The 24,429-nt window shown below is 56.2% G+C and carries 33 protein-coding genes; 29 read left to right on the forward strand and 4 right to left on the reverse strand.

What is annotated here, in order from left to right; all coding sequences use genetic code 11:
• Nucleotides 1–257: 257 nt before the first annotated feature.
• The 5 genes from NE637_RS10290 to NE637_RS10310 all read left to right on the forward strand — a co-directional run bounded on the left by NE637_RS10290 (nt 258) and on the right by NE637_RS10310 (nt 4,482).
• A complete protein-coding gene (locus NE637_RS10290; RefSeq protein WP_227119428.1) occupies nt 258–518 on the forward strand; it encodes a BrnT family toxin in 261 nt (86 codons plus the stop codon).
• Nucleotides 508–762 carry a type II toxin-antitoxin system BrnA family antitoxin gene (brnA, locus tag NE637_RS10295; protein WP_227119427.1) on the forward strand — a complete coding sequence of 85 codons (255 nt, stop codon included), beginning with the start codon at nt 508–510 and terminating at the stop codon, nt 760–762. Before NE637_RS10290 ends, brnA begins: the two co-directional genes overlap by 11 nt.
• Nucleotides 763–1,036: 274 nt before the next feature.
• Nucleotides 1,037–1,642 (forward strand): hypothetical protein, encoded by a 606-nt coding sequence (locus NE637_RS10300; protein ID WP_227119426.1) that lies wholly within the window; start codon nt 1,037–1,039, stop codon nt 1,640–1,642.
• A 37-nt stretch (nt 1,643–1,679) separates the two neighbouring features.
• Nucleotides 1,680–3,569: a hypothetical protein gene (locus tag NE637_RS10305; RefSeq protein ID WP_227119425.1), complete on the forward strand. Its 1,890-nt coding sequence runs from the start codon at nt 1,680–1,682 to the stop codon at nt 3,567–3,569.
• 109 nt (nt 3,570–3,678) lie between these two features.
• Nucleotides 3,679–4,482, forward strand: coding sequence for an FRG domain-containing protein (locus tag NE637_RS10310; RefSeq protein ID WP_227119424.1), 804 nt, complete (start codon nt 3,679–3,681; stop codon nt 4,480–4,482).
• Nucleotides 4,483–4,520: 38 nt separating this feature from the next.
• On the opposite strand, the gene NE637_RS10315 is transcribed toward NE637_RS10310, so the two are convergent.
• On the reverse strand, nt 4,521–5,405 hold the full coding sequence (locus NE637_RS10315) for a DUF2971 domain-containing protein (RefSeq protein WP_227119423.1): 885 nt from the start codon (nt 5,403–5,405) through the stop codon (nt 4,521–4,523).
• Between the two features lie 294 nt (nt 5,406–5,699).
• On the opposite strand from NE637_RS10315, the gene NE637_RS10320 reads away from it, so the two are divergent.
• From NE637_RS10320 to NE637_RS10335, 4 genes are read left to right on the forward strand one after another with little or no spacing between them, the layout of a single operon-like run.
• Nucleotides 5,700–5,936, forward strand: a complete 237-nt coding sequence (locus NE637_RS10320) for a hypothetical protein (RefSeq protein WP_227119422.1) — start codon at nt 5,700–5,702, stop codon at nt 5,934–5,936.
• A complete protein-coding gene (locus tag NE637_RS10325) occupies nt 5,933–6,169 on the forward strand; it encodes a hypothetical protein (protein WP_227119421.1) in 237 nt (78 codons plus the stop codon). The genes NE637_RS10320 and NE637_RS10325 overlap by 4 nt, the downstream gene beginning before the upstream one ends.
• Nucleotides 6,162–6,356 carry a hypothetical protein gene (locus NE637_RS10330; RefSeq protein WP_227119420.1) on the forward strand — a complete coding sequence of 65 codons (195 nt, stop codon included), beginning with the start codon at nt 6,162–6,164 and terminating at the stop codon, nt 6,354–6,356. The genes NE637_RS10325 and NE637_RS10330 overlap by 8 nt, the downstream gene beginning before the upstream one ends.
• A gap of 56 nt (nt 6,357–6,412) precedes the next feature.
• Nucleotides 6,413–6,742 (forward strand): hypothetical protein, encoded by a 330-nt coding sequence (locus NE637_RS10335; protein ID WP_227119419.1) that lies wholly within the window; start codon nt 6,413–6,415, stop codon nt 6,740–6,742.
• Here NE637_RS10335 and NE637_RS10340 read toward each other — a convergent pair.
• The 3 genes from NE637_RS10340 to NE637_RS10350 form a co-directional block, all read right to left on the reverse strand.
• Nucleotides 6,672–6,935, reverse strand: coding sequence for an ogr/Delta-like zinc finger family protein (locus NE637_RS10340; RefSeq protein ID WP_227119418.1), 264 nt, complete (start codon nt 6,933–6,935; stop codon nt 6,672–6,674). The genes NE637_RS10335 and NE637_RS10340 overlap by 71 nt on opposite strands.
• 82 nt (nt 6,936–7,017) lie before the next feature.
• Nucleotides 7,018–8,034: a phage portal protein gene (locus NE637_RS10345; protein WP_256267729.1), complete on the reverse strand. Its 1,017-nt coding sequence runs from the start codon at nt 8,032–8,034 to the stop codon at nt 7,018–7,020.
• Between the two features lie 162 nt (nt 8,035–8,196).
• Entirely contained in the window at nt 8,197–10,119 is a 1,923-nt protein-coding gene (locus NE637_RS10350; RefSeq protein WP_306666377.1) for a terminase large subunit domain-containing protein, read from the reverse strand.
• Here NE637_RS10350 and NE637_RS10355 point away from each other — a divergent pair.
• From NE637_RS10355 to NE637_RS10450, 20 genes are all read left to right on the forward strand, one after another.
• On the forward strand, nt 10,118–11,023 hold the full coding sequence (locus NE637_RS10355) for a GPO family capsid scaffolding protein (protein ID WP_256267730.1): 906 nt from the start codon (nt 10,118–10,120) through the stop codon (nt 11,021–11,023). The two genes, NE637_RS10350 and NE637_RS10355, sit on opposite strands and share 2 nt — an antisense overlap.
• An 11-nt stretch (nt 11,024–11,034) precedes the next feature.
• Nucleotides 11,035–12,045 carry a phage major capsid protein, P2 family gene (locus NE637_RS10360; RefSeq protein ID WP_227119374.1) on the forward strand — a complete coding sequence of 337 codons (1,011 nt, stop codon included), beginning with the start codon at nt 11,035–11,037 and terminating at the stop codon, nt 12,043–12,045.
• Nucleotides 12,045–12,824, forward strand: a complete 780-nt coding sequence (gene gpM, locus NE637_RS10365) for a phage terminase small subunit (protein WP_227119375.1) — start codon at nt 12,045–12,047, stop codon at nt 12,822–12,824. Before NE637_RS10360 ends, gpM begins: the two co-directional genes overlap by 1 nt.
• Before the next feature lie 111 nt (nt 12,825–12,935).
• Nucleotides 12,936–13,376 (forward strand): head completion/stabilization protein, encoded by a 441-nt coding sequence (locus NE637_RS10370; RefSeq protein ID WP_227119376.1) that lies wholly within the window; start codon nt 12,936–12,938, stop codon nt 13,374–13,376.
• Between the two features lie 8 nt (nt 13,377–13,384).
• Nucleotides 13,385–13,876 carry a phage tail protein gene (locus NE637_RS10375; RefSeq protein WP_227119377.1) on the forward strand — a complete coding sequence of 164 codons (492 nt, stop codon included), beginning with the start codon at nt 13,385–13,387 and terminating at the stop codon, nt 13,874–13,876.
• The gene (locus NE637_RS10380) at nt 13,869–14,543 is read left to right on the forward strand and encodes a phage virion morphogenesis family protein (protein WP_227119378.1); all 675 of its coding nucleotides are present in this window, start codon (nt 13,869–13,871) and stop codon (nt 14,541–14,543) included. The genes NE637_RS10375 and NE637_RS10380 overlap by 8 nt, the downstream gene beginning before the upstream one ends.
• Nucleotides 14,544–14,562: 19 nt before the next feature.
• Nucleotides 14,563–15,729: a DUF2586 domain-containing protein gene (locus NE637_RS10385; RefSeq protein WP_227119379.1), complete on the forward strand. Its 1,167-nt coding sequence runs from the start codon at nt 14,563–14,565 to the stop codon at nt 15,727–15,729.
• A gap of 10 nt (nt 15,730–15,739) precedes the next feature.
• Nucleotides 15,740–16,204, forward strand: coding sequence for a phage protein (locus NE637_RS10390; protein ID WP_227119380.1), 465 nt, complete (start codon nt 15,740–15,742; stop codon nt 16,202–16,204).
• Between the two features lie 9 nt (nt 16,205–16,213).
• A complete protein-coding gene (locus NE637_RS10395; protein WP_227119381.1) occupies nt 16,214–16,774 on the forward strand; it encodes a glycoside hydrolase family 108 protein in 561 nt (186 codons plus the stop codon).
• Entirely contained in the window at nt 16,774–17,115 is a 342-nt protein-coding gene (locus tag NE637_RS10400) for a hypothetical protein (protein WP_227119382.1), read from the forward strand. Before NE637_RS10395 ends, NE637_RS10400 begins: the two co-directional genes overlap by 1 nt.
• A complete protein-coding gene (gene lysC, locus NE637_RS10405) occupies nt 17,033–17,320 on the forward strand; it encodes an Rz1-like lysis system protein LysC (RefSeq protein WP_227119405.1) in 288 nt (95 codons plus the stop codon). Before NE637_RS10400 ends, lysC begins: the two co-directional genes overlap by 83 nt.
• A complete protein-coding gene (locus NE637_RS10410; RefSeq protein ID WP_227119383.1) occupies nt 17,289–17,633 on the forward strand; it encodes a hypothetical protein in 345 nt (114 codons plus the stop codon). Before lysC ends, NE637_RS10410 begins: the two co-directional genes overlap by 32 nt.
• A 10-nt stretch (nt 17,634–17,643) precedes the next feature.
• Nucleotides 17,644–17,904: a putative phage tail assembly chaperone gene (locus NE637_RS10415; RefSeq protein ID WP_227119384.1), complete on the forward strand. Its 261-nt coding sequence runs from the start codon at nt 17,644–17,646 to the stop codon at nt 17,902–17,904.
• A gap of 41 nt (nt 17,905–17,945) precedes the next feature.
• Nucleotides 17,946–18,089 carry a DUF6890 family protein gene (locus NE637_RS10420; protein ID WP_227119385.1) on the forward strand — a complete coding sequence of 48 codons (144 nt, stop codon included), beginning with the start codon at nt 17,946–17,948 and terminating at the stop codon, nt 18,087–18,089.
• A 3-nt stretch (nt 18,090–18,092) separates the two neighbouring features.
• Entirely contained in the window at nt 18,093–19,985 is a 1,893-nt protein-coding gene (locus NE637_RS10425) for a phage tail tape measure protein (protein ID WP_227119386.1), read from the forward strand.
• Nucleotides 19,986–19,989: 4 nt separating this feature from the next.
• Nucleotides 19,990–20,376: a DUF2590 family protein gene (locus tag NE637_RS10430; RefSeq protein WP_227119387.1), complete on the forward strand. Its 387-nt coding sequence runs from the start codon at nt 19,990–19,992 to the stop codon at nt 20,374–20,376.
• Complete coding sequence (locus NE637_RS10435) at nt 20,369–21,604, forward strand: baseplate J/gp47 family protein (RefSeq protein ID WP_227119388.1); 1,236 nt, start codon at nt 20,369–20,371, stop codon at nt 21,602–21,604. The genes NE637_RS10430 and NE637_RS10435 overlap by 8 nt, the downstream gene beginning before the upstream one ends.
• Nucleotides 21,601–22,221, forward strand: a complete 621-nt coding sequence (locus NE637_RS10440) for a phage tail protein (protein ID WP_227119389.1) — start codon at nt 21,601–21,603, stop codon at nt 22,219–22,221. Before NE637_RS10435 ends, NE637_RS10440 begins: the two co-directional genes overlap by 4 nt.
• Nucleotides 22,218–23,942 (forward strand): phage tail protein, encoded by a 1,725-nt coding sequence (locus NE637_RS10445; RefSeq protein WP_227119390.1) that lies wholly within the window; start codon nt 22,218–22,220, stop codon nt 23,940–23,942. The genes NE637_RS10440 and NE637_RS10445 overlap by 4 nt, the downstream gene beginning before the upstream one ends.
• Nucleotides 23,935–24,420, forward strand: a complete 486-nt coding sequence (locus NE637_RS10450; RefSeq protein WP_227119391.1) for a hypothetical protein — start codon at nt 23,935–23,937, stop codon at nt 24,418–24,420. The genes NE637_RS10445 and NE637_RS10450 overlap by 8 nt, the downstream gene beginning before the upstream one ends.
• Nucleotides 24,421–24,429: the final 9 nt, after the last annotated feature.

The following is a 24,429-nucleotide window of genomic DNA, read 5'->3' on the forward strand; positions in this document are numbered from 1 at the left end:
TAATATTTTTGTAATATGGTTACACTTTTCTATGTAATAAAATTACTCTTTGCTGTAATTTCTTCGCTCATCTAACTAGCTGAATTTATAAATATATTACAAATACCCCTAAAAAATGTTACACCATATCACACCTAAATTACAGACGATTACACTTATTACGCTGTTGCGAACCCCTGTCCCGCTTTATATACAAGCCCCCTAGGCAGCCCCTCGCCGTCCATTGACAAACGGTATATTTTTTATACCTTATAAGCATGAAGTTTGAATACGACCCCGCCAAGAGTGCGATCAACAAAATGAAGCACGGCCTCGACTTTGAGCAGGCCAAGGCCCTGTGGGAAGACGAAAACCTGCTGGAAGTGCCCGTGCTGCGCACAGGTGAACCGCGCTTTCTGGTTATCGGCATGATCGAGGGCAAAGTGTGGACAGGGGTCATCACATACAGGGGCGAGGCCGTGCGCATCATTTCCGTGCGCCGCTCCCGCAAAGAAGAGGTGGAACACTATGAATCATGAACAGCAGCTTTCTGCCGAGGAATTTGACCGCCGCTTTGAAGCGGGCGAGGACATTTCCGCGCATGTGGACTGGGCAGCGGCCCGCAGGCCCAACAAGCAGACGCAGCGCGTAAATGTGGACTTTCCCACCTGGATGGTGGAAGCGCTGGACACAGAAGCCCGCCACTTGGGCGTAAGCCGCCAGGCGCTCGTCAAGGTGTGGATTGCCAACTGCCTTGCGCGCGATTCGCACAGCGCCAGATAAAATTTCAGTCACGCAGAGAAGATGAAAAAAGCCGGAGCAATCCGGCTTTTTTACGTTTCAGACCACACGCAGTCCAATTTCACTATAAGTAACCTATGGCGTTAAGGCGCAAACAGGTATAGGGTAAGAAGTGGAATCCTAACCCGAAGGGGGATATATGGCAGATTTGATCCCGTGCCCGTCCTGCAAAAAGAAAATTTCGGTCGAGGCCCAGGCCTGCCCCAAGTGCGGCCAGCCCATCACAGACGAAGCCAGGGAGGCAGGGCGTAAAAAAATGAAGGAAGAAAAACGTGCTGGCCGTGTTGGCTGCATTTTCTTCATTATTGGGGCCATCGCCCTTGCGGTCTGGCTTGGCAAAACGGATACAGCCGACAAGGCCCAACCCACGCCAGCGCCCGTCAGTCAACCTGCGCCAACGCCGCAACCTGCCACGCAGGAGGCCGCGCCAAAAGCAGCGTTGTCATTTGGGATAACGCCCCAGCAATTCGTGGATAATTATAACGCGGCTGCGAAAAGCGCTGACACCAAGCAACGCGCAAAAATTACAAAAAAATCGGCAGAATCCGTGCAGCTTGCCATGTCAAAATTTTACGGTGCGCTGCTCACTCTGGATAAAAACGGCAAAGTCACCAGCGTCATGGGCATCGGCGCTGGCGATGGCACTGTGAATTCTGGTGCTGATATTATGATGGGATTTATGTTTTCTATTGCTGGGCTACGTCCTGATTGGCCGCCAACCAGTCGGGGGGAGATCATAAAAGCACTTATGGACAAGGACGGAAAAATCCCCAAGAACGCCAGCGTTACTAAGGATGGCATAAAATTTTCCATTGCCGTTGCCGAAGGTGCTGGCATTTTTTTTACTGCTTCACCTAACTAACTTTCAATTTATAAAACCGTCCACAGGGGAGCTAGTCGTGAGCAAAGAACGTACTGACAAGGCAACTTTTCGGCAGGCAATCATTAACAACACTCTTCCTCAGCCGAATTCACCCAAATTTTCTATTGATAAATGGGAACAATTTTTAGTAACCCACGGAGCATCAGATGCAGATGTCAAATTGTTTCATTTTGGAGAATTTATTTACGGCAGGCTGGAGGAGTTGAGAACTCATTGCGATAAAATAGGGATAAATGGTCAGGATAAAACATCTGCGATAAAAATCGCTGCAGGGCTGATCAATATTGCCGCTGTAGATATTGAAAAGAAAAAAATTGAATCAATTGCATTAGCAGCAAAAAACAACTCAGACCCATCATCAGCGGCTAGAAATGCTTTTTTCCAAGGAAAGTTGACTGATGATTTTGGAGATGAAATCGACCCAGAAAATGTTTTTGAAGCAATGATTGCGTCTTTCAAATATGTACTTAGTGAAATTTACAGCCTCAGCGACACAAATTTTCCTGCAAATATACAGTCAATTAAATCCCTATTTATGATTAGTTCGATCTACAATTTCCATATAGAGGCCTGGAAAGGCATTTTATTTGATTATTTTATATACGACACTTCAGGTTCTAAAATAAATATAAAGTTTAAAAATGAGACACTCGCCAGACAAAGAGAGATTTCCCTTGTACGCAGAATGCATGACACCACCACAAAGACTGCAGAATTAATTCCAAAAATCCATCAAACAACCAGCCAGATAGTCGGGTTTGACAGTAAAACAAAAAAACCAGTCGTCAGAGAAGCACAGGACTATGAAACAGCATATATAATAACATCTATCACAAAAGGATCCGAACACTATAAGCTTTTCTTCAATGAAAGACTTGCAACCGCCAAGAGCGCTACGCTCAGCGATGCGCTCACCGTGTACTCTAAATTAGCTGGCCTCAAGATGGATCTTTCAGACTACTACACCAGTCTCCCAAAGCCAGCAGACGCCAAAAGTCACTGCAATTATGCTATAGAAATAGACACAAACCTCTTAATAGATTTATTGCACAAAATCACAAAAATAACAAAAGACAGACTCGATGAAATCATTAACATTTTTTCTTTCTCCAACTCATCAAAGATAGATCCTGCAAGTAAGTTTTTCATAAAACTAGAAAAAACTATAATCCCAATAATTGCCACTATGGACACAAATATTGAATTCTTCATCCCAACACTGCTGGATTTCAAAGATATTGAACTTAAGAAAAAAGGAAAAATCTTTGAAAATTACCTATATGAAGAATTGAAGAAGACTGATGTAGATTACGACCTAACACTTTCACCAGGTGCAGGGACAATATTCCAAGTTGATTCCCACAATGAAGAAATTGATTTGTTTTTCGTTTTTGGAACAGATCTTTACATTTGCGAAGCAAAAAATACAGTTTATCTTGACGACTATAGCAAAATATACAATTATTATCGTCTAGTACAAGATGCAGCGCTTCAGATAAAAAGGAAGGAAAACTTCATAAAAAATAATCTTGATATTTTTCTAAACAAATACTTTCCCAATAAGGAAATTTCAAACATATATTCTATTGTAATTTCAAACCAACTTGAATATTCAGGTGAATGCATTAATGACGTTCAAATAGTCGATAGCAGCTCTTTTCTAGTTTATTTTAAGTATGACAGACCGAGAATTATTCATAGTGGCAATGACATTGATGAGAATATATTAACGTACTTAGAGGAACAACGGTACTTCGATTCAAAAAAACAGGCATATAACAATTTTCAAAAATATCTAAAAGAATTACCACAAAACAGCATAGTTAAACAGAACACAAAAATATTTGAAAAGGACTATCCTATTTTTAACATCACAACACAAATTGCTATGATTGACGTTATATAATAGTTTGAACCACATACCAAGCGCCATATAAATAATACCCAAGGGATAAGGACATTGGACTTGGTTCGGCAAACCAACGATCTTTCACCAATGGCTGCAGGGGACTTCTATGGACGACAGAATACTTGAGATAAAAATTAGCTCCCTAGCCGACTATGTTTCAGCGACAGCAATTTTCGAAAGAGGTGCTGGTTTTCGAGGCGTCCCGGACAGTGAATTTCTTCTGCTACCTACCGCAGGTCGCCTTAAACCGGGCTACTCAAGACCTGGCGCCCTGTGGTTAGAACGGAGCATGTTCGTTTCGTTCAAGCAATATGCATATGCATTTGAAAAAACAGAAAAGTATATTGACCTTGCAATCTTAGGACAACACTACGGACTCCCGACCAGGCTCATGGACTGGACGGTCAGTCCCTTGGTCGCGTTATTTTTTGCCGTCAGATCACATCCTGATCGTGATGCCGCCGTTTACGTTCTTGACGAAGGGCATGAGAGCTATGCGCGCGATGAAATTCCATATGCGGACTTCATTATGAACGAAAGCAAGCCAGCAATGAGAGAATTTTTGAAAAGCAAATTTTATCGAAAAAAAGAAAATGACCTTGAAGCATACTTACAATTTATTCTACACCGAGAAGAATTTTCAGTAGTCCGTGCTTTTCCAAAAAATATTTCCCCGCGAATATCTGCACAAAGTTCTTTTTTTACACTACACATAGACCCATTTACGCCTTTAACAGAGCATATCAGTAAAAAAATTATTATCTCTAAAAAATTAAAAAAAGAGATTTTTTTTGCCCTTGAAAAAAATGGTATTCATGAATTTACTCTTTTTCCTGGCCTTGAAGGTTTATGTGGCTGGCTAAAAACTGTGTATTACGATCAGTGTTTGACTGGTGGGCAATTTGACTAAAAAAAATCTGTCTGAAGGTGTTTTGGCATCAACTAGGGCTAGCTTTTCTTTTGCCAAAACGATGGCGGTATATCTTCCAGCACAAGCTCATATTTTGAGTCATGCAACCGCGCCCACTGAAGGCGAATATGCTTGCAATCCGGCTGTTGCTTGATAAGTTGGCACGCTAATTTAACCATATCATCATCCATTTTTGCGCCGAAGATCACTTCCGAAACAGACTTTTTCGGTAGTGGGAGCACTCCTGTGGGCTTTTCTTCCACCCACTCAAGGGAGTCACCTAAATGTGCAAGCATCCTCCATTCATTTTCATAGCTCCAAACGTCTCCTTTGGTGTAGAAAATCTCTTTCATATCTGAACTAAGCTCGTTGAAAAATTTTGAAGGCCTTTCTGCAACATATTCAATCTTCTTAGGCTTCCATATGGGCAACGGGCTGCCTTTCACAAAAAAATCTGATCCCATATCAAAACCAACAGCAAAGCCGAGGTGTGAATTTGCATAATGTGACCACATCAAAAGATTTAAATTTTCTTCTGATAGACATAGGACACCAATCTCTCTTGTAACCTTTTCATAGATTTTACCCATGACTAACTTTGCCATGTTTACGGCAGCAGCACCAACCTGCGCTTTAACCTCATCTCTTCTGCACCTTGCTCGCATCATTTTTTGAATGCGTCGTGCCTTTTTCTTTTTAGATGCAGCCGTCTCTTCTTTAATAATATCGTCAATACTTAATTCAATAATTTTTTCTTGATGCTCTTTTGAGGCAAGATTTATCACATGAGGCAAGCACTCAAATGGATCATTAAATTCTACCGCAGGTGTAAATCTGATCGTCCAGTCTCCAAATACGAACTTTAAATGCGAATCAGAGTAGTACTTATACAATCGCTCTGGGACTTGAATTTCTTTCGCCATACTCAGCTCCTTCTTTTCTTACTCTGCTTGACATCCTAAATCCCTCCTGCCATTCTTTCAACACGGTGCTTCAAAACACCATGTTTCGCCAGCGGTTCCACACCCGTCAGCCTGTGGTTTTTTTGCGCCCTTCGTGCATCCTGCGCACGATATGGGCTATCATCGGAGTAATGCTCCGGGTGTGGGCTAATAGAATACCCTTCGGGGGAATATGCCCGCCGTCTGGCGACGGTTTTGAGCACCCGGAGTTTTTGCGTTTTGCAGACTCCAATCAAAAAATCGCCAGAGGTTCTTATGTCTACCCCTTCCTTTCTCTCCCAACGGCTTTCCCTTGTTCAGGAACAGCAGCTAGAGCTGACCGTGCTTGCCGAGCATGCCAAGCGCGGCACAGGCCAGCAGCGCCGCCTTGCCCTGCAATGCCTCTCACACCGTCAGGCCGAGCTTGCGGCAGATCTGGCCCGGGTGGCACAGTTGGCGGCCCCGCGCGCGGTCAAACGCGCAGCATTGCGCGGGCGGAGGGTTGCGGCATGAGCGGGGCTACCTACCACAACGCCGCGGCACTTCGGGCCATGTCCATTCTGGAGACCGCCCTGCAAGACATGCAGGAAGAACTGCCCACGCAAATGGCCCTTGCGGCCCGTAGCCAGCAAGATGCCCTAACCGCGTTGGCAGCGCAGCAAAAGCAGCTGGCCTGGCTGGCAGATCAGGCGGCCCAGGCCCATGCCGCCACCGCCGCCCAACCGGGAGGAGAAAGCCATGACTGAGCCTACAGATCCTATTGTGGAATTGCTGGATACCGCGCGCGCCCTGCGCGTGCTGGCTCAGGGCCTGAATGGCGAAGAAGGCGGAGGCACAGATTTGCCGCAGGGCGGCAAGCCGGGTCTGGCTTGCATATTGCGTCTGCTGGCGGATAATTTGGACAAAAACGCTCAAAGGTTAGACGAAGCCTAGCCGCAAAAATCAGCCGCCCCACCGTTGGCAGATGGTGGGGCGGCGTGAGGCATAGCATGAACGTATTCAAAAATTGCTGGAATGTTCTGCAAAAGTGCAGTCTGGTTCTTGGCCTGCCCGTGCTGCTGTTCCTTGGCTTGCGCAAACACAGAGACAACACAGGGGATTTTGCCCGCCATGCGGGGCTGGCATTTGCGCTGCTGGGCGCAATTCTAGGCCTGATCTGCTGGGGAGTGTATGAAGATACCGGCCTTGTCTGGCCCGGAGCTGTAGCCCTGGGCTTTATGCTGGTGTTCGGCTCGGCCCTTTTCAGGGTCAGGCCTGTGAAGCCGGAACCAGAGGCAAAAGCAACTGCCGCACCTCGCGCGGGGAGCCGCAACCCCTAATCTTATCCGCTGCTCCCTGGGGCAGATCCAGAGCCGAGGGGCTTATGGTATGCCCCAGGGTAAGCTCTGCCGTGAATGAGTGGGCACAGTCCACATTGCTGCACAGGCAGTAAAAAATGGTAAAGCCCGGCGCAACGTCCCGGCGCTTCCGTATAAAGGCCACTTCACCGCAGCGGTCACAGTAAATACGCATCACCTTACCTCACAAAATACAGTGCAGATCTGCTCCTCATTTTATGGGCACTTGTTCACGCCGCCGCAACCAATGTGCGCGGCTATTCTGCTTTCTCCGGCGCATCCTCAATAAATTTTACCTGCATACTTGCGGGCAGGTGGTCGTTTACCTCAAGCAGCAGTTCCCGCACCGGGGCAACCTCGTTTTTGGCGTACACGGCATCTATCTTTGTTATGTCGCCAAAGCCCGCAGTGTTCTGAGGGATGATGCTTGCCATTGCTGGCGGTATGCGGTGCGCGGCAATGATATCATCTCTAGAAATATTCTTGATTTTCTCTAGTTCATCCTTGGTGCTGAAATCGCCAACGGGCAGGATCTGCACGTCCTTTTCCCGCCCGTTGGGAATGTGCAAAAACATATTCCGAAAGTTGCCAATGCCCTTGCTGCCTTCAATGGCCTGGCGCAGCTTGTCGCGGTCGCTCGGGTCAAGCTGCTGCGAGGCGGAGTAAAACACATAGCCCATGTGCGCGCCGTTTTTGTAGTAGCGCCGCCGAAACAATGTGGCGTCCTCATTCAGCAGCATGCTCTGGATTGCGCCCAGGTAGGCTGGCAGGCCGTACACGGTTTGCGACACGTCATAATTTTTTATGTGCAGCACGTCCCCAGCGGCAAAAACCTGTATCTGCCCCGTGCGGTCAAGCAAGCCGTAGGTGTCGGCTTCCTTCATGCGGCGCATGTTTATGGCGGGCAGGTGGGTCAGGCCCACCACCTCACCATACCAGTTGCGCTGGGCGAGCGCGTAGGCATTGGCAAAGACGTTGTAGTCCGTTGTCATGCAGCGCATGGTCGCGCGCGAAAGCGCCGCACTGGGCGCAAAGCCCCGCATTATCACGTTGGTTTTAAATTCCAGCAGCGGGCCGTGGTAGGCATTGGCCCGCAGCAGCCGGGCAAGGCCGCGCTGCGGCACGGGCGTCTGATAGTATCGCCCGTTGTCGATCAGCCACACGCCCAGGTTGTCATACAGTTCGCCAGCGAGGACGGGTTCCGGGTCGCCAAACCGACAGGCAAAGGCGGCGTTTTTGTCCTCGGCCTGCGTATTATTCCGCTTTTTCTTCATATTATTCCTTTCACCCCACCCTAATGCGTACAATCACCGCACGGGATGAATTTTGTTCTCCGGCAAGGAAGATGAGCCCGTTTTGAGGGAGTGCACTCTTCTGGTACTCGACCGAAAAAGCGGGCGAAATCTGACGCAGGCGGAGGGCAAAAGACGCCCGTGCTAACTCATCGCGATTACGCAGCCGCCGCCAGAATCTTGCCGCGCCAACGGCTCCGCCGCCAGCGCATGCATGACGCTCCAGGCCTCGTCCGCGTGGCCTGTTTTTTCCGTGCGGCCGGCCGCATAGGTCATTTGTCCGCTGTTGGTGGTGGTGCGCTTGATCGTCATAAAGGCGTGAGCCAGATCAATGTCGCCCGCGTCAAACTGAAAACGCCCCTGCTCCATAACTTCCAGAGCCTTGAGCACCATCTGCGCCTTGACCTGCGGGCTGTACACAATGGGTACGGTCATGGGTATGAACTGCTTCACCATTTCATACACGCCGATGCCCGGCCCTGTGGTGTCCACGCCAAAGTGCCCGTAATTGTAACGGCGGCTCTGTTCGCGTATGCGCTCGCCCTGCCACAAGTAGCTCTTGTTCTGCCAGCGTTCCTTTTCCAGCAGGCGGATCACGCCGCCGGACACATCAGGTGGCAACAGGGTGGACGCGCTGGCGTTGTCCCCGGTGCGGGCAGGGTCATAGCCGCCCCACACGTTGCGGTTGCCCACGGGCTGGGCCGCGTTGCGGTCAATGTCCGTCCACTCGCCCGTGTCCACCATGCAGCGCTCAAGCAATGACAGGGCAAACACGCTCTGCGCATCATCAATAAAGCGGCAGCGAAACAACTGCTCAAAATCATCAGTGCTGTATTCCAGCTTGAGCTGGGCAAGGTCGAAGAGGTCGCAGCCCCCGGCCATGGCATCGTCCAGGGTAACGATCTGGCGAAACCACGAATCCGGGCAGGCCGTGCCGGCGCGCAGTGCCGCATCGTCCGGCCAGGGCTTGCGCTTGGCATAGCGCTGCTGAAAGTCCTCACCGCTCCACAGGCTGAAGGCATCGTGCGTCAGGGCTGAAGGCGTGGAAAAGATGGTGCGCCGCCACTTCTTGTGCGCGGCCATGCCTGTGGCCACCTTGAACAGCTCGCGGAACTTCGTGATCCAGAAAAATTCGTCGATGTAAACGTGCCCGTGGTAGCTCTGGGCGCTCTTGCTGTTGTTGCTCAAAAAATACAGCGTGGACGGGCCGTGCGCCGTGTTCAGCACAATGGGGTTGCCCGTGAGGTTTATGTCAAATTCCTCGGCGGCAATGGCCGTTATGTATGAGCGGAACACCTCGCTCTGCGCTCTGGTGGCAGAAAGAAAAATCTGGTTGTCGCCAGTGAGCACGGCATCTTCCAGCGCCTCCTGGGCAAAGTACCAGGTGGCCCCTATCTGGCGGCTCTTGAGGTAGGCGCGGTTGCGGTAAATCAGCTTCTGCGCCGCCCACTGCTGCTGATAGTCAAAATATCGCTTGTGCAGCCGCGCTTCAAAATCCGCCTTTGTCAGGCGGCTCACGTCATTCTTGACCTGTTTGCCCTTACGGGGCTTGCGCTCCCTGCCCTGGTCGCCCATCCCTGCGGGCCCTGGCTCTGCTTCAGCAACTTCCCGCCCCACAGTCCGGGCAGCCGCCCGCAGTTTTTGCAGGCGTTCCAGTGTGCTCACCAGGGCGTCCACTTCCTTCAGCTCGCCGGGCGTCTTGTTGTCCCGCTCAAGCAGGATGGTCAGCCGCCTTTGCGCGGCCTGCTCCGGGGCTTCGTGCGCCAGCAGGTCGTCCCACTGCCCCTGCGAAATCCAAAAATACACCGTGCGGCGCGGCACATTCAGGGCCTCGCTTATCTCCGTGGCGGAATAGCGCTTCAAGTACATGCCGCGCGCGGCGTCCTTGATTTCTTCCGGGTAGCTGCGGCGCGAGCTGGTGCTGTTTTCGTCATCCATGCCTGACGCATAGCAGATCACGCGGCGGGAATCCCGGCCCCTGTGTCCAGATTTATCTAGTCTGGACAAGCACTTGTTGACCATCACCCCACGCGCGAGGGTATTCTTGCGGGCAGGAGAGTACACCATGCCCGCACTCATTACCAAGTTTTTCAAAGTCGCCCAGTCCGGCCCGACTGTAGACGGCCGCAACATCGACCCGCAGTGGCTGCGCGACATGGCCGAAACCTACGACCCTGCCGTCTACCGCGCCAAAATCTGGCCCGATCATCTGCGCTTCGGCAACAACTACGGTTCGGTTGTGGCCCTCAAGGTTGAGGAAGCGGACGGCGTGGTCAGCCTCTATGCAAGTCTGGCGGTCAATGCCCAGTACCTCTGGGACAACCAGTACGACCAGCGGTTGAGCTTCAGCATTGAACATCTGGAAAATTTCGCGGGATCGGGCAAGTCCTACCTTGGCGGCCTGGGCGTTACAGACAGCCCCGCAAGCCTCGGCACAGACGAGCTGAAGTTCTCGCGCCGCGCATCCTGCGGCGGGCAGAGCGCGAGCATTTTTGCGGGCCAACCCGTGGACGCCTCCTGCTTCAGCGCGGATCCCGCAAGCGACACCACAGAAGCCCCCGGCTGGTTCACTACATTCATCAAAAAATTTCTTCCCTGTGAGGAACCCCCAATGGATCAGAAGCAGTTCGACGCCATGAACAAACGTATTGAAGGGCTTGAAGGCCAGCTCGGCGAAATCAAATCCCTGGTGGAAGGCAAGTTTGCCGCTGCACCTGCAGCCACCACTGCCCCCGCTGCGGCTGGCGAACCCAAGCCCGGCACAATCCAGCCGGATGGCAAGCAGCCCCAGGGCGAAACCTCGCCTGACTTCGCGGCCCTCACCACCGCCCTTGCCGATAGCTTTAAAACGGCCCTGGATCCCGTGCGCCAGAAGCTGGACGAAATGGACAAGCGCTTTGCCGCTGCCAAACCCGGCGCGCCGGTTGCCGACACCACCGGCCCCGCCGACGAAAACACCCCCCTGATCTAGGAGCCAACGCAATGCGCGACCAAACCCGCAAACTTTTCAAAATTCTCTGCGCCCGCTTTGCCGCAGGCTTTGGCGTGGCCGACGTCAGCCAGCAGTTTTCCGTATCGCCCACCGTACAGCAGTTGCTCAAGGACAAGATCGTGGAAGCCTCCACCTTCCTGCCCCGCATCAATTTCATCATCGTGGACGAGCTGAAGGGCGAAAACATCCTGGCCGGCGCGTCCGGCCCTGTCACCGGCCGCACAGACACCACGGGTGATGCCGAGCGCAGCCCGCGCGACGTGCTCGGGCTGGAAAAATTCACTTACGAACTGGCAGCCACCCAGTCCGACGTCTACATGCGCTACAACACCGTGGACGCCTGGGCCAAGTTCAAGGACATGGCCGAGCGCTATTCCCGTTATGTATGGGCGCGTATGGCCTCCGATATGGAGATCATCGGCTGGAACGGCGTAAGCGTTGCCGCCACCACCAACCTTGTGGCCAATCCCATGTTGCAGGACGTGAACAAGGGCTGGCTGCAATACATGCGCGACAACAAACCCGCCAACGTGCTGCCCCAGGGCAGTGTGGCAGGCAAAATCCGCTTTGGCGCTGGCGGCGACTTTGTGAACCTCGACGTGGCCGTGCACGACCTTTTGCAGGGCATCCCCTCCTTCCTGCGTCAGGATCTGGTGGCGCTTATCGGCACAGACCTGATCGCGCAGGAAAAGTCCGCTCTCATGGCCGCAGTGGGCGGCAAACCTACGGAAAAAACCCTTGCCCAGCTCTCGCTTGCCACCTTTGGCGGCCTGCCCTGGGAAACGCCGAGCAACTTCCCCGCGCGCGGGCTTGTCATCACCAGTCTGGATAACCTGTCCATCTATCAGCAAGACGGCTCCTGGCGTCGTCAGATTGTGGACAATCCCAAGAAAGACCGGGTCGAGGACTACAACAGCCGCAACGAGGGCTATGTGGTCGAAACGCCCGAAAAGCTGGTGGCCTGGGAGTTCAACAACGTCAAGCTTGAAGGGGAATGGTAATGGGCAGCCTCATGCTCCAGTTCCAGCGCGCTCACAAGGCGAACACGGGAACCGTGGTCGGCCAGTTGCCGGAAGTGGCACCCCCCGCGCCCCCCACCGGCCTGCCCTCCGGCCTCATGGCCGGGCAGCAGTTGGCGGCCTTCTGCACAGCCTCGCTTACGGAGGATCTGCGCGCCCTCAAGGAAGTGTCCAGCCACGCCAGCCGCGACATCACCAAGCGCGATGTGCTCATTCCCAAGTATGCGGACTATGTGCGCCGCCTGCGCGAGGCCGGGCACACGCACGAGCTGATCGGCTATTACCTGGTCTGGCTCATGGATTCCGGCATGATTGAAGAAGGCCTTGAGCTGGCCCTCTGGTGCGTTGGCAACGGTCAAACCCTGCCCGAATGCTTCAGCAGCAAGCTGCCCTACTTTGTTTCGGACACCCTGCTCACCTGGGCGGAAGCCGAAACCGCAGCCGGCCGCACTGTGCAGCCCTACCTTGACCAGTGGAGCACAGCAGTTACCGCCGCGCCCGATGCCTGGAACCTGCCCGATGTTATCACCGGGCGCTGGCGCAAGGTGCTGGCCCAGCAGGCGGAACTTGCGGGCGACCTCGCCGCGGCCAAGCCGCACTACGAGGCGGCGCTGGCCCTGGGGGCCAAGTGCAAAACCGCCCTGGGCGACGTTACCCGCAAGCTTGAAAAAGCGCAGGGAGCGGAAACCACCGCGCCCGAACCTGAAGAAATCACCCCCGCAGCAGACCAGCCCGAAGTGGCGGCAACTGGCGAGGGTTAGGCACTCCCCACCCAACCGGGGCGGCCTTGCGTGACGGCCCGAGGCACTGCGTTTTTACGCCTGCCATAGTCCTAAAACGCAAGGCCCGCCCCACTACAGTGAGCAGGCAGCATGAGCTTTTCCGCAGTCTCCAAAGGGTTAAGCCCCCTCATTGTTTCTGGCGATGGCTGGTGGCCGGATCTGCCCGTGGCGGACTTCCAGCAGACCTACCGCCTCCCCCAGGAATATGCGGACGTGCTCTTGCAGGATCATCTGGAGCTTGCCGCCCTGTGGGCGCAGCGCCAGCTTGAGGAGTGGCGGCAACAGAGGGAGGCCGAGGGACACGCGGATCTGGCCAGCGTTCCCAAGGGGGCCTTGCGGCTCTATCGGCGGGCCGTGTTCTGCCACGCCAAGGCGCTCTTGTTGCCCCAGTTCTCCACGGTTGAGCGGCGCGAGGCGGCAAAGAACGACGCCAAGGAAAGCCCGGAAACATACCGCCAGTTTTACGCCTGGGCGCAGGATGCCGTAGCCGACATTCTGGGCCGCACCCGGGCGGACATTGAACTTTTGTAAGGTCAGCCATGCGCAAGTTTACCGCCCTCGTCAAACACCTGCTGGAATCCTCGGGCCTGCCGCGCGAACAGTGCAGCGCCTTTGCCGACCAGGGCGAGCTGTTGCTGACTGGCCGGGACATGGGCCCCGCCTACGTTGACGACCAGCCCCGCCGCCAGTTGGATCTCGGCGTGTGGAAGTACGAGGCCGTCATCAATCTGGAGCGCTACCCCTACGACGGCATGACCCTGCTCTCTCTGGTGCTGGCATGGCTGGCGGAGCATGACGCGGATCGCGCCGCCCAGGGGCTGGAAGATCCCAAAATCACCGTCACGCTCAACGATGGCGACACGTCAGACGTTGAGCTGGATATATTTTTTGAGGAGGCCCTGGCCGTGATTGAGGATCCCGCAGGCCCCATCAAATTTGAGGGCACACGCTGGAGCATGGCTCCTACCGTGCTAACCCCTGCGGAAAAACTCACCGGCCTGCACGGGGCCGTTAGGGGCGACCATGTTTAGCGTGCGCATCACGGGCAACCAGCAGATCAATGCCGTTCTAAACAGATTTTCTGCGGAGATCAGGGAGCGCCAAAAGTTGGCCCGCCGCATGGGCGGCTATGTGCGCACCCTGTCCCGGCAAAATATCAAGCGCCAGCGCACGGTTGACGGCGCGGCCATGACCCCGGCGCAAAAGCGCCGAGAGGCCCGCCCCATGCTCATGGGGCTGCATCGCGACATGAAGGTGCGCGCGGCAGCAGGCAACCAGGGCGTGACCGTCAGTTGGGACAATGCCCTCATGGCCGCCATCGGCTACCGCCACCAGGAAGGAGTAGGCGAGGAATGGGGGCCAAAGCGCGCCCGCACCGTCTACGGGCAGCCGGACTACAAGGCCCGCGCCACCCGCGCCCAGGCCAAGGCTCTGCTGCGCGAGGGCTACCGCCTCATGGTTCCGGCCAAGGGCGGCGGGCGCAGGCCCATGCGCGTCACCGTGCAGTGGATTGAAGAAAAAATGACCCTGGGCCAGGCCGGGTTGATCCTGCGCCTGATCCGCACAGGCCAGACCAAGGGCAAACAGTCCTGGCGCGACACCGTGCCGGCGCGGCCTTTCCTCGGCGTTACGCCGCAGCAGGCCGAGGATCTGTCCCGAAAGCTCGTCAAAAGTTTGCTCACAGCCGCCCGCGCATAACAGGGCAGGAAGGTACAACATGCTTGGAACCGTACAGATAAATAATCTCAACCTGAAACAGGGCGAGCTGACCAGCGTTGAAAACTACATGCTGTTCACCGGCATTGCGGCGGCTGACTGCCAAAATACCGGAAAGATCGTCACCATCGACCAGTCCACGGATCTGGACGCCGTGCTGGGGGCAACCGCCAGCGACCTCAAAACCCAGGTGACGGCAGCGCGCCTCAATGCCGGGCAAAACTGGTACGGCTGCGTCTTGCCCTACACCGTAGCCGAATCCACGCCTGACGCTCTGCCCGATGCTATGGATGCAGCTTTTGAAAGCGCCGTCAACACGGCAATGGAACACGTCAAGGTCGAGGCCATCATCCGCACCGATCCCGTCACCAGGGCAACCAGCGTGGAAGCCATGCAGGCCCTGGCCGAAAGCATCATGGCCAAGTATATGCGGCCCCTCTGGATCATGGCCCGCGCTCCCCAGTTCAACAGCGCAAGCCAGACCTTTGCCGATTATCATGCCCTGGCCTCTGCCCTTCAGGCGGACATCGCCGCCGACCAGGTCATGCTGACCGTGAGCCTTTGGGGGCACGAGATGGGCACCCTTGCCGGGCGGCTGGCCAGCGAGGCCGTCACCGTGGCCGACAGCCCCATGCGCGTGGCCACTGGCGCTCTGGTGGGCGTGTGGAGCAACCGCCCCACAGACAAAACCGGGCGCGTCATTGACCTCTCCGTGCTCAAGGCGCTGGACGCCGCGCGCTTCTCCGTGCCGCAGTGGTACCCCGATTATGAGGGCATGTACTGGGGCGACGGCAACGTGCTGGACGTCAACGGCGGCGACTTTCAGGTCATTGAAAACCTGCGCGTGATTCAAAAGTGCATGCGCCGCGTGTACCCCCTGGCCGTGGCCCGTATTGGCGACCGCCGCCTCAACCAGACACCGGCCAGCATTGCCCAGGCGCAGACAGCCTTCATGGCTCCGCTGCGCGCCATGAGCCGCAGCCGCACCATTTTGGGCATCGTCTTTCCCGGCGAGATTGAACCGCCCAAGGAGGGCGACATCACCCTCACCTGGGTCAGCAAGTACAGCGTGGAAGTCTTCATTGCTGCGCGCCCCTACAACTGCCCCAAAAAGATCACCTGCAACCTTTTGCTTGACCTGACAAACTACGCAACCGCGACAGCGTAGGAGGCTCTACATGCAACGCATCAGCGGCAAAAATTTTGATGTTTCCATTGGCGACCTCACCATGAACGTGGGCAAGGCGACCCTGACCATCGAGGACAAAACCGATGTGGCCAAGGATGGCGGCGTGCCCAACGGATGGGTGGACGGCGAGGCGGGCGCTTCCGGCGACATGGAACTGGACGCCCAGGCCATTGGCATCCTGGGCGAAGCCGCCAAGGCGGCTGGCTCGTGGCGTGGCCTCGGCACCTTCGACATCCTGTTCTACGCCAAAACCGGGCAGGATGAAGAAATGAAGGTCGAGGCCTTCGGCTGCAAATTTGTGCTCGACAGCCTGCTCGACCTCGACAAGGCGGGCGGCCAGAAACACATCAGCAAGGTCAAATACTTTGTGACCAGCCCGGACTTTATCCGCATCAACGGCGTGCCCTACCTGCGGCCTGAAGAAACCGAAGGCCTTATCAGCAACGACAAGTAAGGAACCAACATGGATCGCAAGGAAGTTCTGCGACGCGCCTTTGGCTTCAGCATGAGCGAGGAAGGGCGCGACAAATTCACCGACGATAAGCGCGACGCGGGCGGCCCAACCAAGTGGGGCATGGCCCTGAACTATAACCGCGACATCATTCCCGACAAGGACGGCAACGGCGTCATAGATGCCGCCGACGTCAAGCAGCTTACAGAAGCCGACGCCCTGGTCATGTACGAAAAACGCTACTGGCGGCCCAACATCAAGCCGGAATACCCGGACGCCCTGGCCTTTATGCTGGTGGACATGATGCTCAACCCCGGCCCTGGGGCAACTCCCAAGCTGCTGCAACAGGCGCTCAAGGCCTGCGGCCAGAAGGTGGACGTGGACGGCGATATCGGCGGGCAAACCCTTGCCGCGGTCGCGGCGGTCGATCTTGTGTCCCTGCTCCGCGCCCTCGCGGATCAGCGCCTTGCCTACTACCAGTCGCGGCCCAAATTCCCGGTGTACGGCAAGGGCTGGACTTCCAGAACCCGGCGCTGCCTTGAGGCCGCGCTGCAAATGGCGCGGGGGCAGTAATGGGCAAAACCATAGCCACCATCGTTTTTGCCGTGCTGCTCACGGCCGTGGTTGTCTGGCTGGTCTGGCAGGGGCGAGAGCAGGCCGTGCAAATGGGCAAGCTGGAAGAAACCGCCAAGGCCAACGCCGCCGCCGTGCAGGAACAAAAAGAATGGGCGGGCGATGTGGACAAGGCACTGGAGGGCTGGCGCGTCCAGCGTGACGCCCAGGACAAAAAAACTGCCGACCTGCGCAAGCAACTGGAGGCCGCGCGCCATGATGACAAAACGTTTTCTGCCTGGGCTGACAGCCCTTTGCCTGACGCTGCTGTGCGCCTGCTCCAATCCGGCGCCGCGCGTTGAGGTTGTGCGGCAAGCGCCCCCGGGCGCGTTGCTTGCCCAAACGCCGGAACCTGTGCCGCCTGCCCAGGGCGCGACCAACGGCGAGCTGCTGGACTACGCCATTGAACTGCAAGACGCCGTTCACAGCGCTAACGACGATAAAACAGCCCTGCGCGGGCTTTACGAGGATGCACATGCAGGATCCCGAATCTCTCAACTACCTTGAACGCTTCCTGCAATTCATCCTCCTGCCGGCCAGTCTGTACGGCGCGGGCGGGGCGCTCATGCACTCCACCCGCAAGGGCCGCACCCTCGGCCAGGCAGTTATTGAAGTTGTGGGCGGCGTGGTCACGGCCAACATGGTTTGCCCGCTGATCCAGGCGGAAACCCCGGCTCAATGGCACTACACTCTTTTTTTTCTGGTTGGTTGGGGTGGGCTGGAGCTTGTGGGCAGGCTGTATGAGGCGGGCGTCTGCGCCCTGGAAAGGTACATTCAACGCAAGGTCAACCCCGGCGACAATGCCGGCACACCGCAATAAGGAGCTACTCATGGAAAAGAAAATTTCCCTCACGGTCAACGACAAGCCCCTGAACTTCACCGTCACCCTGGCGAGCTACAACAAATACATTAACGAGCTGACCCACATCAACAAGGTGGCCCCGGCCCGCAACTTCCTCATGCGCTCGGTGGACGAAGACAGCAAGGACGCCTTGCGCGAAATTGTGGATCTGCCCGGCTTCGGTGTGCAGTTGGTAGGGGCATTGCTCGAAGAATACATGCCCGATGTGAATATCATAGTGGGAAAATAGAAGCCCATGCCGCCTCGCTGACAGACGACGCGCTGGGGCAAATGCTGGCCATTTCGCGCCGCTGGTTTCCGCAGATGGAACCCAGCGAGGAGAGCATGGGTGAAGCCCTGTGGCTGGAAAAAGATTACTGGGAAAAGATGGCAATTGCTGTAGCTAACGGCATTGCCCAGGCCTTCAAAGGATAGGTTATGTCTGCACTGCAAAAACTCATGTTCGCCATCGGCGTGTCCGATCAGGGCAGTGCAAAAATTCTTGGCTTCCAAAAAGCCATTGACCGCACATGCCGCAGCGTGCGCCAGGATTTTGAGGGCATCAAGGCCGGGGCACTTTCCGCTGCCGGCGCTGGCATGAGCCTGTACCAGATGGTCAACCCCGCCGTGGACTTCAACCGGGCAGTTGGCGAAGTGCGCAGCCTTGGCACGGGGGAGGATGCCCTGGCCTACCTGCAAACCTCGGCCAAGCAATTCGCCGTGCAGTATGGGGGCAGCGCCGCCGAGGTCGTGCGGTCGTCCTACGACATTCAGTCGGCTATTGCCGGACTTGAAGGCAAGGAACTGGGCACATTTGCCATGGCCTCGGCCACTCTTGCCAAGGGCACCAAGGCAGACGCCGCCACCATCACCGCTTACATGGGCACCATGTACGGCATCTATAAGCAGCAAGCGGACAAAATGGGCCGCGCCCAATGGGTGGAGCAGCTCGCCGGCCGCACCGCCTATGCCGTGCAGATTTTCAAAACCACAGGCATGGAAATGAGCGCAGCATTTACCGCCCTGGGGGCCAACGCCCAGGCCGCGGGCATCTCCGCCCAGGAGCAAATGTCCGTGCTCGGCATGCTGCAATCCACCATGAGCGGCAGCGAGGCTGGCACCAAGTACAAGGCCTTTCTTGCTGGCGTGGGCAGCGCCCAAAAAGAACTGGGCCTCAAGTTCACGGACAAGAGCGGCAACATGCTGGGCATGGACACCATACTGGAAAAGATCAAGGGCAAATTTGGCGACACCTTGAGCGTCAAGGAATCCGACCAGTTGAAAAAGGCCTTCGGTTCGGATGAAGCCGTGAGCCTTATCAAGCTCTTGCTCAACGACACCACCAACCTGAAGAAAAATATTGCCGATATAGGCCGCATCAACAACATGGATCAGGCAAAAAAAATGGCCCAATCCATGACAGACGTATGGGCCCGGCTTGGCGGCGCGTGGGATGTTGTGCGCATCACCTTTGCTCAACGCATGCTGCCCACTATTGAAAAAGTGACGGACAAGATCGTGGGTTTTTTGAAGTATATTCAAAAATGTATGGACATTGCCCCAGGCCTAACCGGCAAACTGGGCCTCATCGTTGTCGGAGCCATTGCCCTTGCGGGCGTCATGGGCATTCTCGGCCTGGTCGTTGCCGCCAACAAGCTGGCCTTTTTGGGGCTGACAACAATCTTCGGGCCGCTCATTGGCCTGCTCGGCAAGCTGAAGATGCTCTTTGTCTTCGTCAAAACGGCGGTGTGGGTTTTCGCCTTTGCCGGAACCTACCTGGCTATGGTCTTTAAAATGATGGCCGTCGGCGCTCTCAAGTTCGGCGCGGCCCTGCTGGCCAACCCCATCACCTGGGTTGTCCTGGGCATCATGGCCTTGGTGGGCGCGGTTGTGGCCCTGGTCTACTACTGGTCTGACCTGGTCGCGTGGTTTTCCAACACCAGTTGGGGGCAAGGTCTTATCACCATGTTTCAGGATCTGCGCCAGTGGTGGAACGACCTCACCGCCTCCTTTACCGATGGCACATGGATACAAACCCTCATGGGCCTGCTGGATACCCTCATGGCTCCGCTGCGCTCCTTGGGCGACGGCATCGGCTGGATCGGCGAGAAGCTGGGCATCATCAGCGGCGAAGGCCCAAAGATTGAAGCCTCTGGCGTGGGCGCTCTTGCCGCTCCCCGCCAGTCGCAGATCCTGCCTGGCGGCGTGGCTGGACAGATCAGCAATGCCACCAACAACAGCGGCAAAACCGTGACCATCGGCTCCATCACCATTCAGCCGCAAACCATGCCCTCGCTCGATGATTTTGACGGCCTGGGCTACCTGGGGTGAGGCAATGAAAGGCACCCTTGGCTTTCCCCTGCAACTGACCGACCCCGGCAATTACTGGGATCTGCGCATTGTGGATAACGACATTGCGCTCGACGTGGGCCGCCAGCCCCTCAAGCTGGCCGACCGCGCAAGCATTGCCCAGGACATTGCCCACATGATCCGCGAGCGCGGCTACCTCACGGCCATGATTGCAGAGCGCGATGCGCGCAAACGCAAATACCAGATGGTGCTCATCACCCTCGCCGTGGACGACGACAGGCGCATCGTGCCCGGCACGGCCAGAATCACGGAATCCGTAGCCGGGGAACTCTGGCTCACGGCCAAAACTGTGGACTACGGCGAGCTGACCCTGCAACTCACCTATGCCCAGGCGGAGCAAGCAAATGGCTGATACAAACACCACAGACGCCTTGTTCACGCAAATGGCCGCAGAGGCTGGCATGCCCACAACCGAAGCCGAGATGCAGCAGGCCTGGGCCCAGTGCAATGTGGAGGCCGGTTCGCCCTTCTCCAACAGTTCGGAGTTTTCGCCCTTTTGGCGGCTTATGTCGGCCATTGCCACCAAGCCCAGCCAGTGGCTGCTCACGCTGCTGGTCAAGCATGCCCTGCCCAACGTCTTTTTAAAATACGCTGCCGGCGCATGGCTCGACGTGTTCGCCTGGGGCGTGGACGTTACCCGCAAGGGGGCTGTATCCGCCCTGGGCAGTCTGACCTTCAGCCGCAACCCCGGCACCGCTGGCGCTGTGGTCATACCTGCCGGCACGGTGGTGGAAAGCCCGGCCATCAACGGCACCACCTACCGCCTCACCACCCTTGCCGCCGCCGTCATACCCGATAAGCAGGATAGCGCCCTGGTTGCCGTGCAGGCTGAAGCCACTGGCGCTGCCTACAACCTCGGCCCGGGCTATTACTCCATTCTGCCCAAGCCCGTTTCCGGCGTCGCTTCCGTCACCAATGCGGACGGCTGGCTGGCCGTAGAAGGTGCGGACGAAGAATCGGACGAAGCCTTGCGTCTGCGCAGCCGCAACCAGTTTGCGGCCGTTGGCCAGTACCACCACGATGCCGCCTACCGGGCCATGATCGCCGCCTTTGCTGGCATCCGCGTGGACTACATATTTTTTGAGAAAGACGCCCCGCGCGGCCCGGGCACGGCCAATGCCCACATCATGACCGAATCCGGCGTTCCGCCGCAGGAGCTGGTGGAGGCCATCAACACCTTTATCCAGACCAGCGGCAACCACGGGCACGGCGACGACTTGCGCTGCATGGCCATAACCACCACGCCCGTGGATCTGCGCGTCACCGTCTACCCGCCTGTGGGCATGGATGCGGCCCGGGCTGAAACCCTGCGCCTTGGCGTGGAAAACAGGGTGCGCTGCGCCTTCAGGGAGAATACCGACTTCACTCTTACAAGAGTGCTGCCGCTCACGCGCTTTTCCTTCTCCACCCTCTCGCAGGAGCTGCACGCCCAGTTGCCGGATCTGCGCAGCGTGGAGTTTACCCGCCCTGCGGCGGCAGGCGAAGCCGTCGAGAACGAATTTGTGTGGGTGGACATTGTGCCAGCCCGGGCGCTGCCTGTGCTGGCAAGCCTTGAGGTTGTGCTGGGGGCCGGGCAATGAGCGACGACAGCAAGCTGGATCTGCCGGAAGTAAGCTTCTGGATGAACGGGGCCAACGCGCAGGCCCTGTGCAAGGCTGCGCAGCTCTGGTTTCAGCGTCTGGGGGATGCCGCCATCTGGCCGGCGCGCCAGTTCAACCCCATGACGTGCAGCCTGCCCGTGCTGGATCTGCTGGCATGGCAGCGCGGCGTGGCCCGCTACAGCAACGAGCCGGAACGCCTCTACCGCCTGCGCGTCACCCATGCCTACGCCAACGCGCGCGACTCTGGCCAGACGGCAGGCTGGGGCCGCATTTTTGAGCGCCTGGAGCTTGGGGGCCTCTCCCTGGCCGAGCGCGTACCCGGGCAAGACTGGGATCGCGTGGGCATCATTGCCGACGATTCGCAGTTTCCCGACCAGCAAAACGTGCTGGAAATCATCATTGAGGACTATGGCCGCACCTGCCGCCGCTATTACTTCGACAGCCGCATTCCCATTCCGGCCTTGGCCCACGTGGGCCGATTTTCCTGGCATCAGGAAACCGTAGAAGCCGCCATGAGCACCCGCGCCATTGCCGATGCCGGCGCGCGTATGGCCGTGTTTGACCACCATGCCGCCACACTGGAGGCCCACTTATGAGTACCATTCTGACCGCCGCGGGCGAGAGCCTTATTGCCCGCCTTCAGGCCGAGGGCAAGGCCCTCATTATCGACACAATGATTCTGGCCAACGTGCCCGGACAGGATCACACCCAGGCCATTGCGCCCGGCGTTACCGTGCCGGCAGAGGATCAGATCGCCCTGCGCTACGCCATACCCCCGCAATACCGCGCCTACGTCAACCCCAACCAGGTGGTCTACTCTGCCATGCTGGGCAGCGACATGGGCGACTTTGTCTTCAACTGGCAGGGCCTCTGGTGCAGCGAGCACAACACCCTGGTGGCCGTGGGCACGTTCCCCGCGCTGGAAAAACGCCGCTACGACGAGGCCAACGGCAAGACGGGCAACAACCTGACCCGCAACTTTCTGCTGACCTTCACGGGCGCGCGCGAGCTTACGGGCCTGACCATCAGCGCCGACGTGTGGCAGCTTGATTTTACCGTGCGCCTCAACGGCATTGATGAGCGCCAGCGCCTCGCCAATTTTGACATCTACGGCCAGGCCTTTTTCGATGCCGATGGCTGGCTGCTGCAAAAAACGGCAGAGGCCTACGCCTTTGCGCCGGGCCTTGGCTATGTTGGCGGCATCCGCGCAGCACTGGCCGAGAGCCTGCCCCTGGCTGCGCCGGAAAGCGCCAACCTGCCGCAGAAAGTCTGGCTCGACGTCTGCCTCAAACATACCGGCAGCGACCGCGTGGTCGAGGCCTCGCCCATGCTCACGCCGCCCGCAGCCCCCCTGGCGGACAGCGCCGCTGACGAAACAGGCCTCATGCACTACCGCGCCCTGGTGGCCCGCATCGAGGCGGACGGCTCGGTTACGGATCTGCGACCGCGCAAGAATGCGGGGATTCTGCCAATTCCAGGCGTGGACGGTGTTACAATCATCAACAATAACAATACGCTTATAGTACCTGACGTATATGTGCGCCTTGCCGCAGACATGACTGTTTATGTTTCAATATCTGGAGATGATGGGAATAATGGTCTGACGCCAGACGCTCCAATGCGGACAGTGCAAATGGCACTTAACAAAGTGTCATCATCATATAATCTTGGAACGCATATTGTTACAATTAATATCGCGCCAGGAACGTATGCGGAACGGGTAAGGCTGCCGAGATACCAAGCATCAACTGGGTCTATATCCATTGTTGGCTCTGGAATCGATAGTACAATTGTTGCTGGAATGTCTTTGGATGTTGATGCAACATATTCTATAACTGATCTAACTGTTTCTGCATATGCACAACAGATAAATCCTTGGTGCTTGGCCGTTTCATCAGGCAGAGTAGCGTGCCGTAACTGTAAATTTTGGCTCCCATCAAATGTTACTGGTGCATACTCTTATATGGTATGGGCTAATAATTCCGGACTGATAAATCTAGGGGCAACTGGTAGTTCAGGAATACAAATTGTTTCGAATGCGACAGCCTATCACATGATATTAGCGTCAAGTGGTGGACGGATAGAAATATACGACCACATAACAATGTCTGGAGCTGTTAGTGTTGCTTGTGCTTGCGCACAAACTCTAGGCAGTATCTTTCGCAACGGCACTAGCAATCCGACAATTTCTGGATCTGTCACTGGCAATCGTTATATCGCAACTCTTAACGGTGTTATTTCTGTTAATGGTGGCGGTGCGTCTTATTTCCCCGGCACAATCGCAGGAAATGTTTCTTCAGGGGGGCAATATGTTTAATATCCCTTCTTTCTATAGGCTGGAAGATGGCCGCATCTGGTCTGTTGCGAAAGCATCTTTTGTCGCCAAAGAGGATGCCGCATTGTCGGAATATCTCGATTATGGGCTTGGACTTGGCACAGCCCCAGATACCATGGGTGCGCTGTCTGCAACTGGCCTTCGTGATGCGTTGGCGTTTTACGGATTGCCACTTGGCAACCTCATTTCTCTCACCGAAGCGCAAGCCACACAGCGCGCTGTCATCAATGCGGGATTTGACTCTGCCATGATTGCCAGCCTCACCATGCCCAGCACCAGCACTCCCCCCAGCGCCTATGCCGTGTACACGGTGCTGGAGGAATGGAAGACCGAATACCCGGAAGAATTCGCGGCCCTGCTCGCCATCCATACCGCTCGCCGCGATGCGCTACTGTCCGCAGTGGAAGCGGCCCAAACGGCTGAAGAAGTGCAGGCCATCACCGTCAGCTACGCCGTGTAGGAGGCCCGC

This window comes from Desulfovibrio desulfuricans, from assembly GCF_024460775.1.
In the GTDB taxonomy this organism is placed as follows: domain Bacteria; phylum Desulfobacterota; class Desulfovibrionia; order Desulfovibrionales; family Desulfovibrionaceae; genus Desulfovibrio; species Desulfovibrio desulfuricans_E.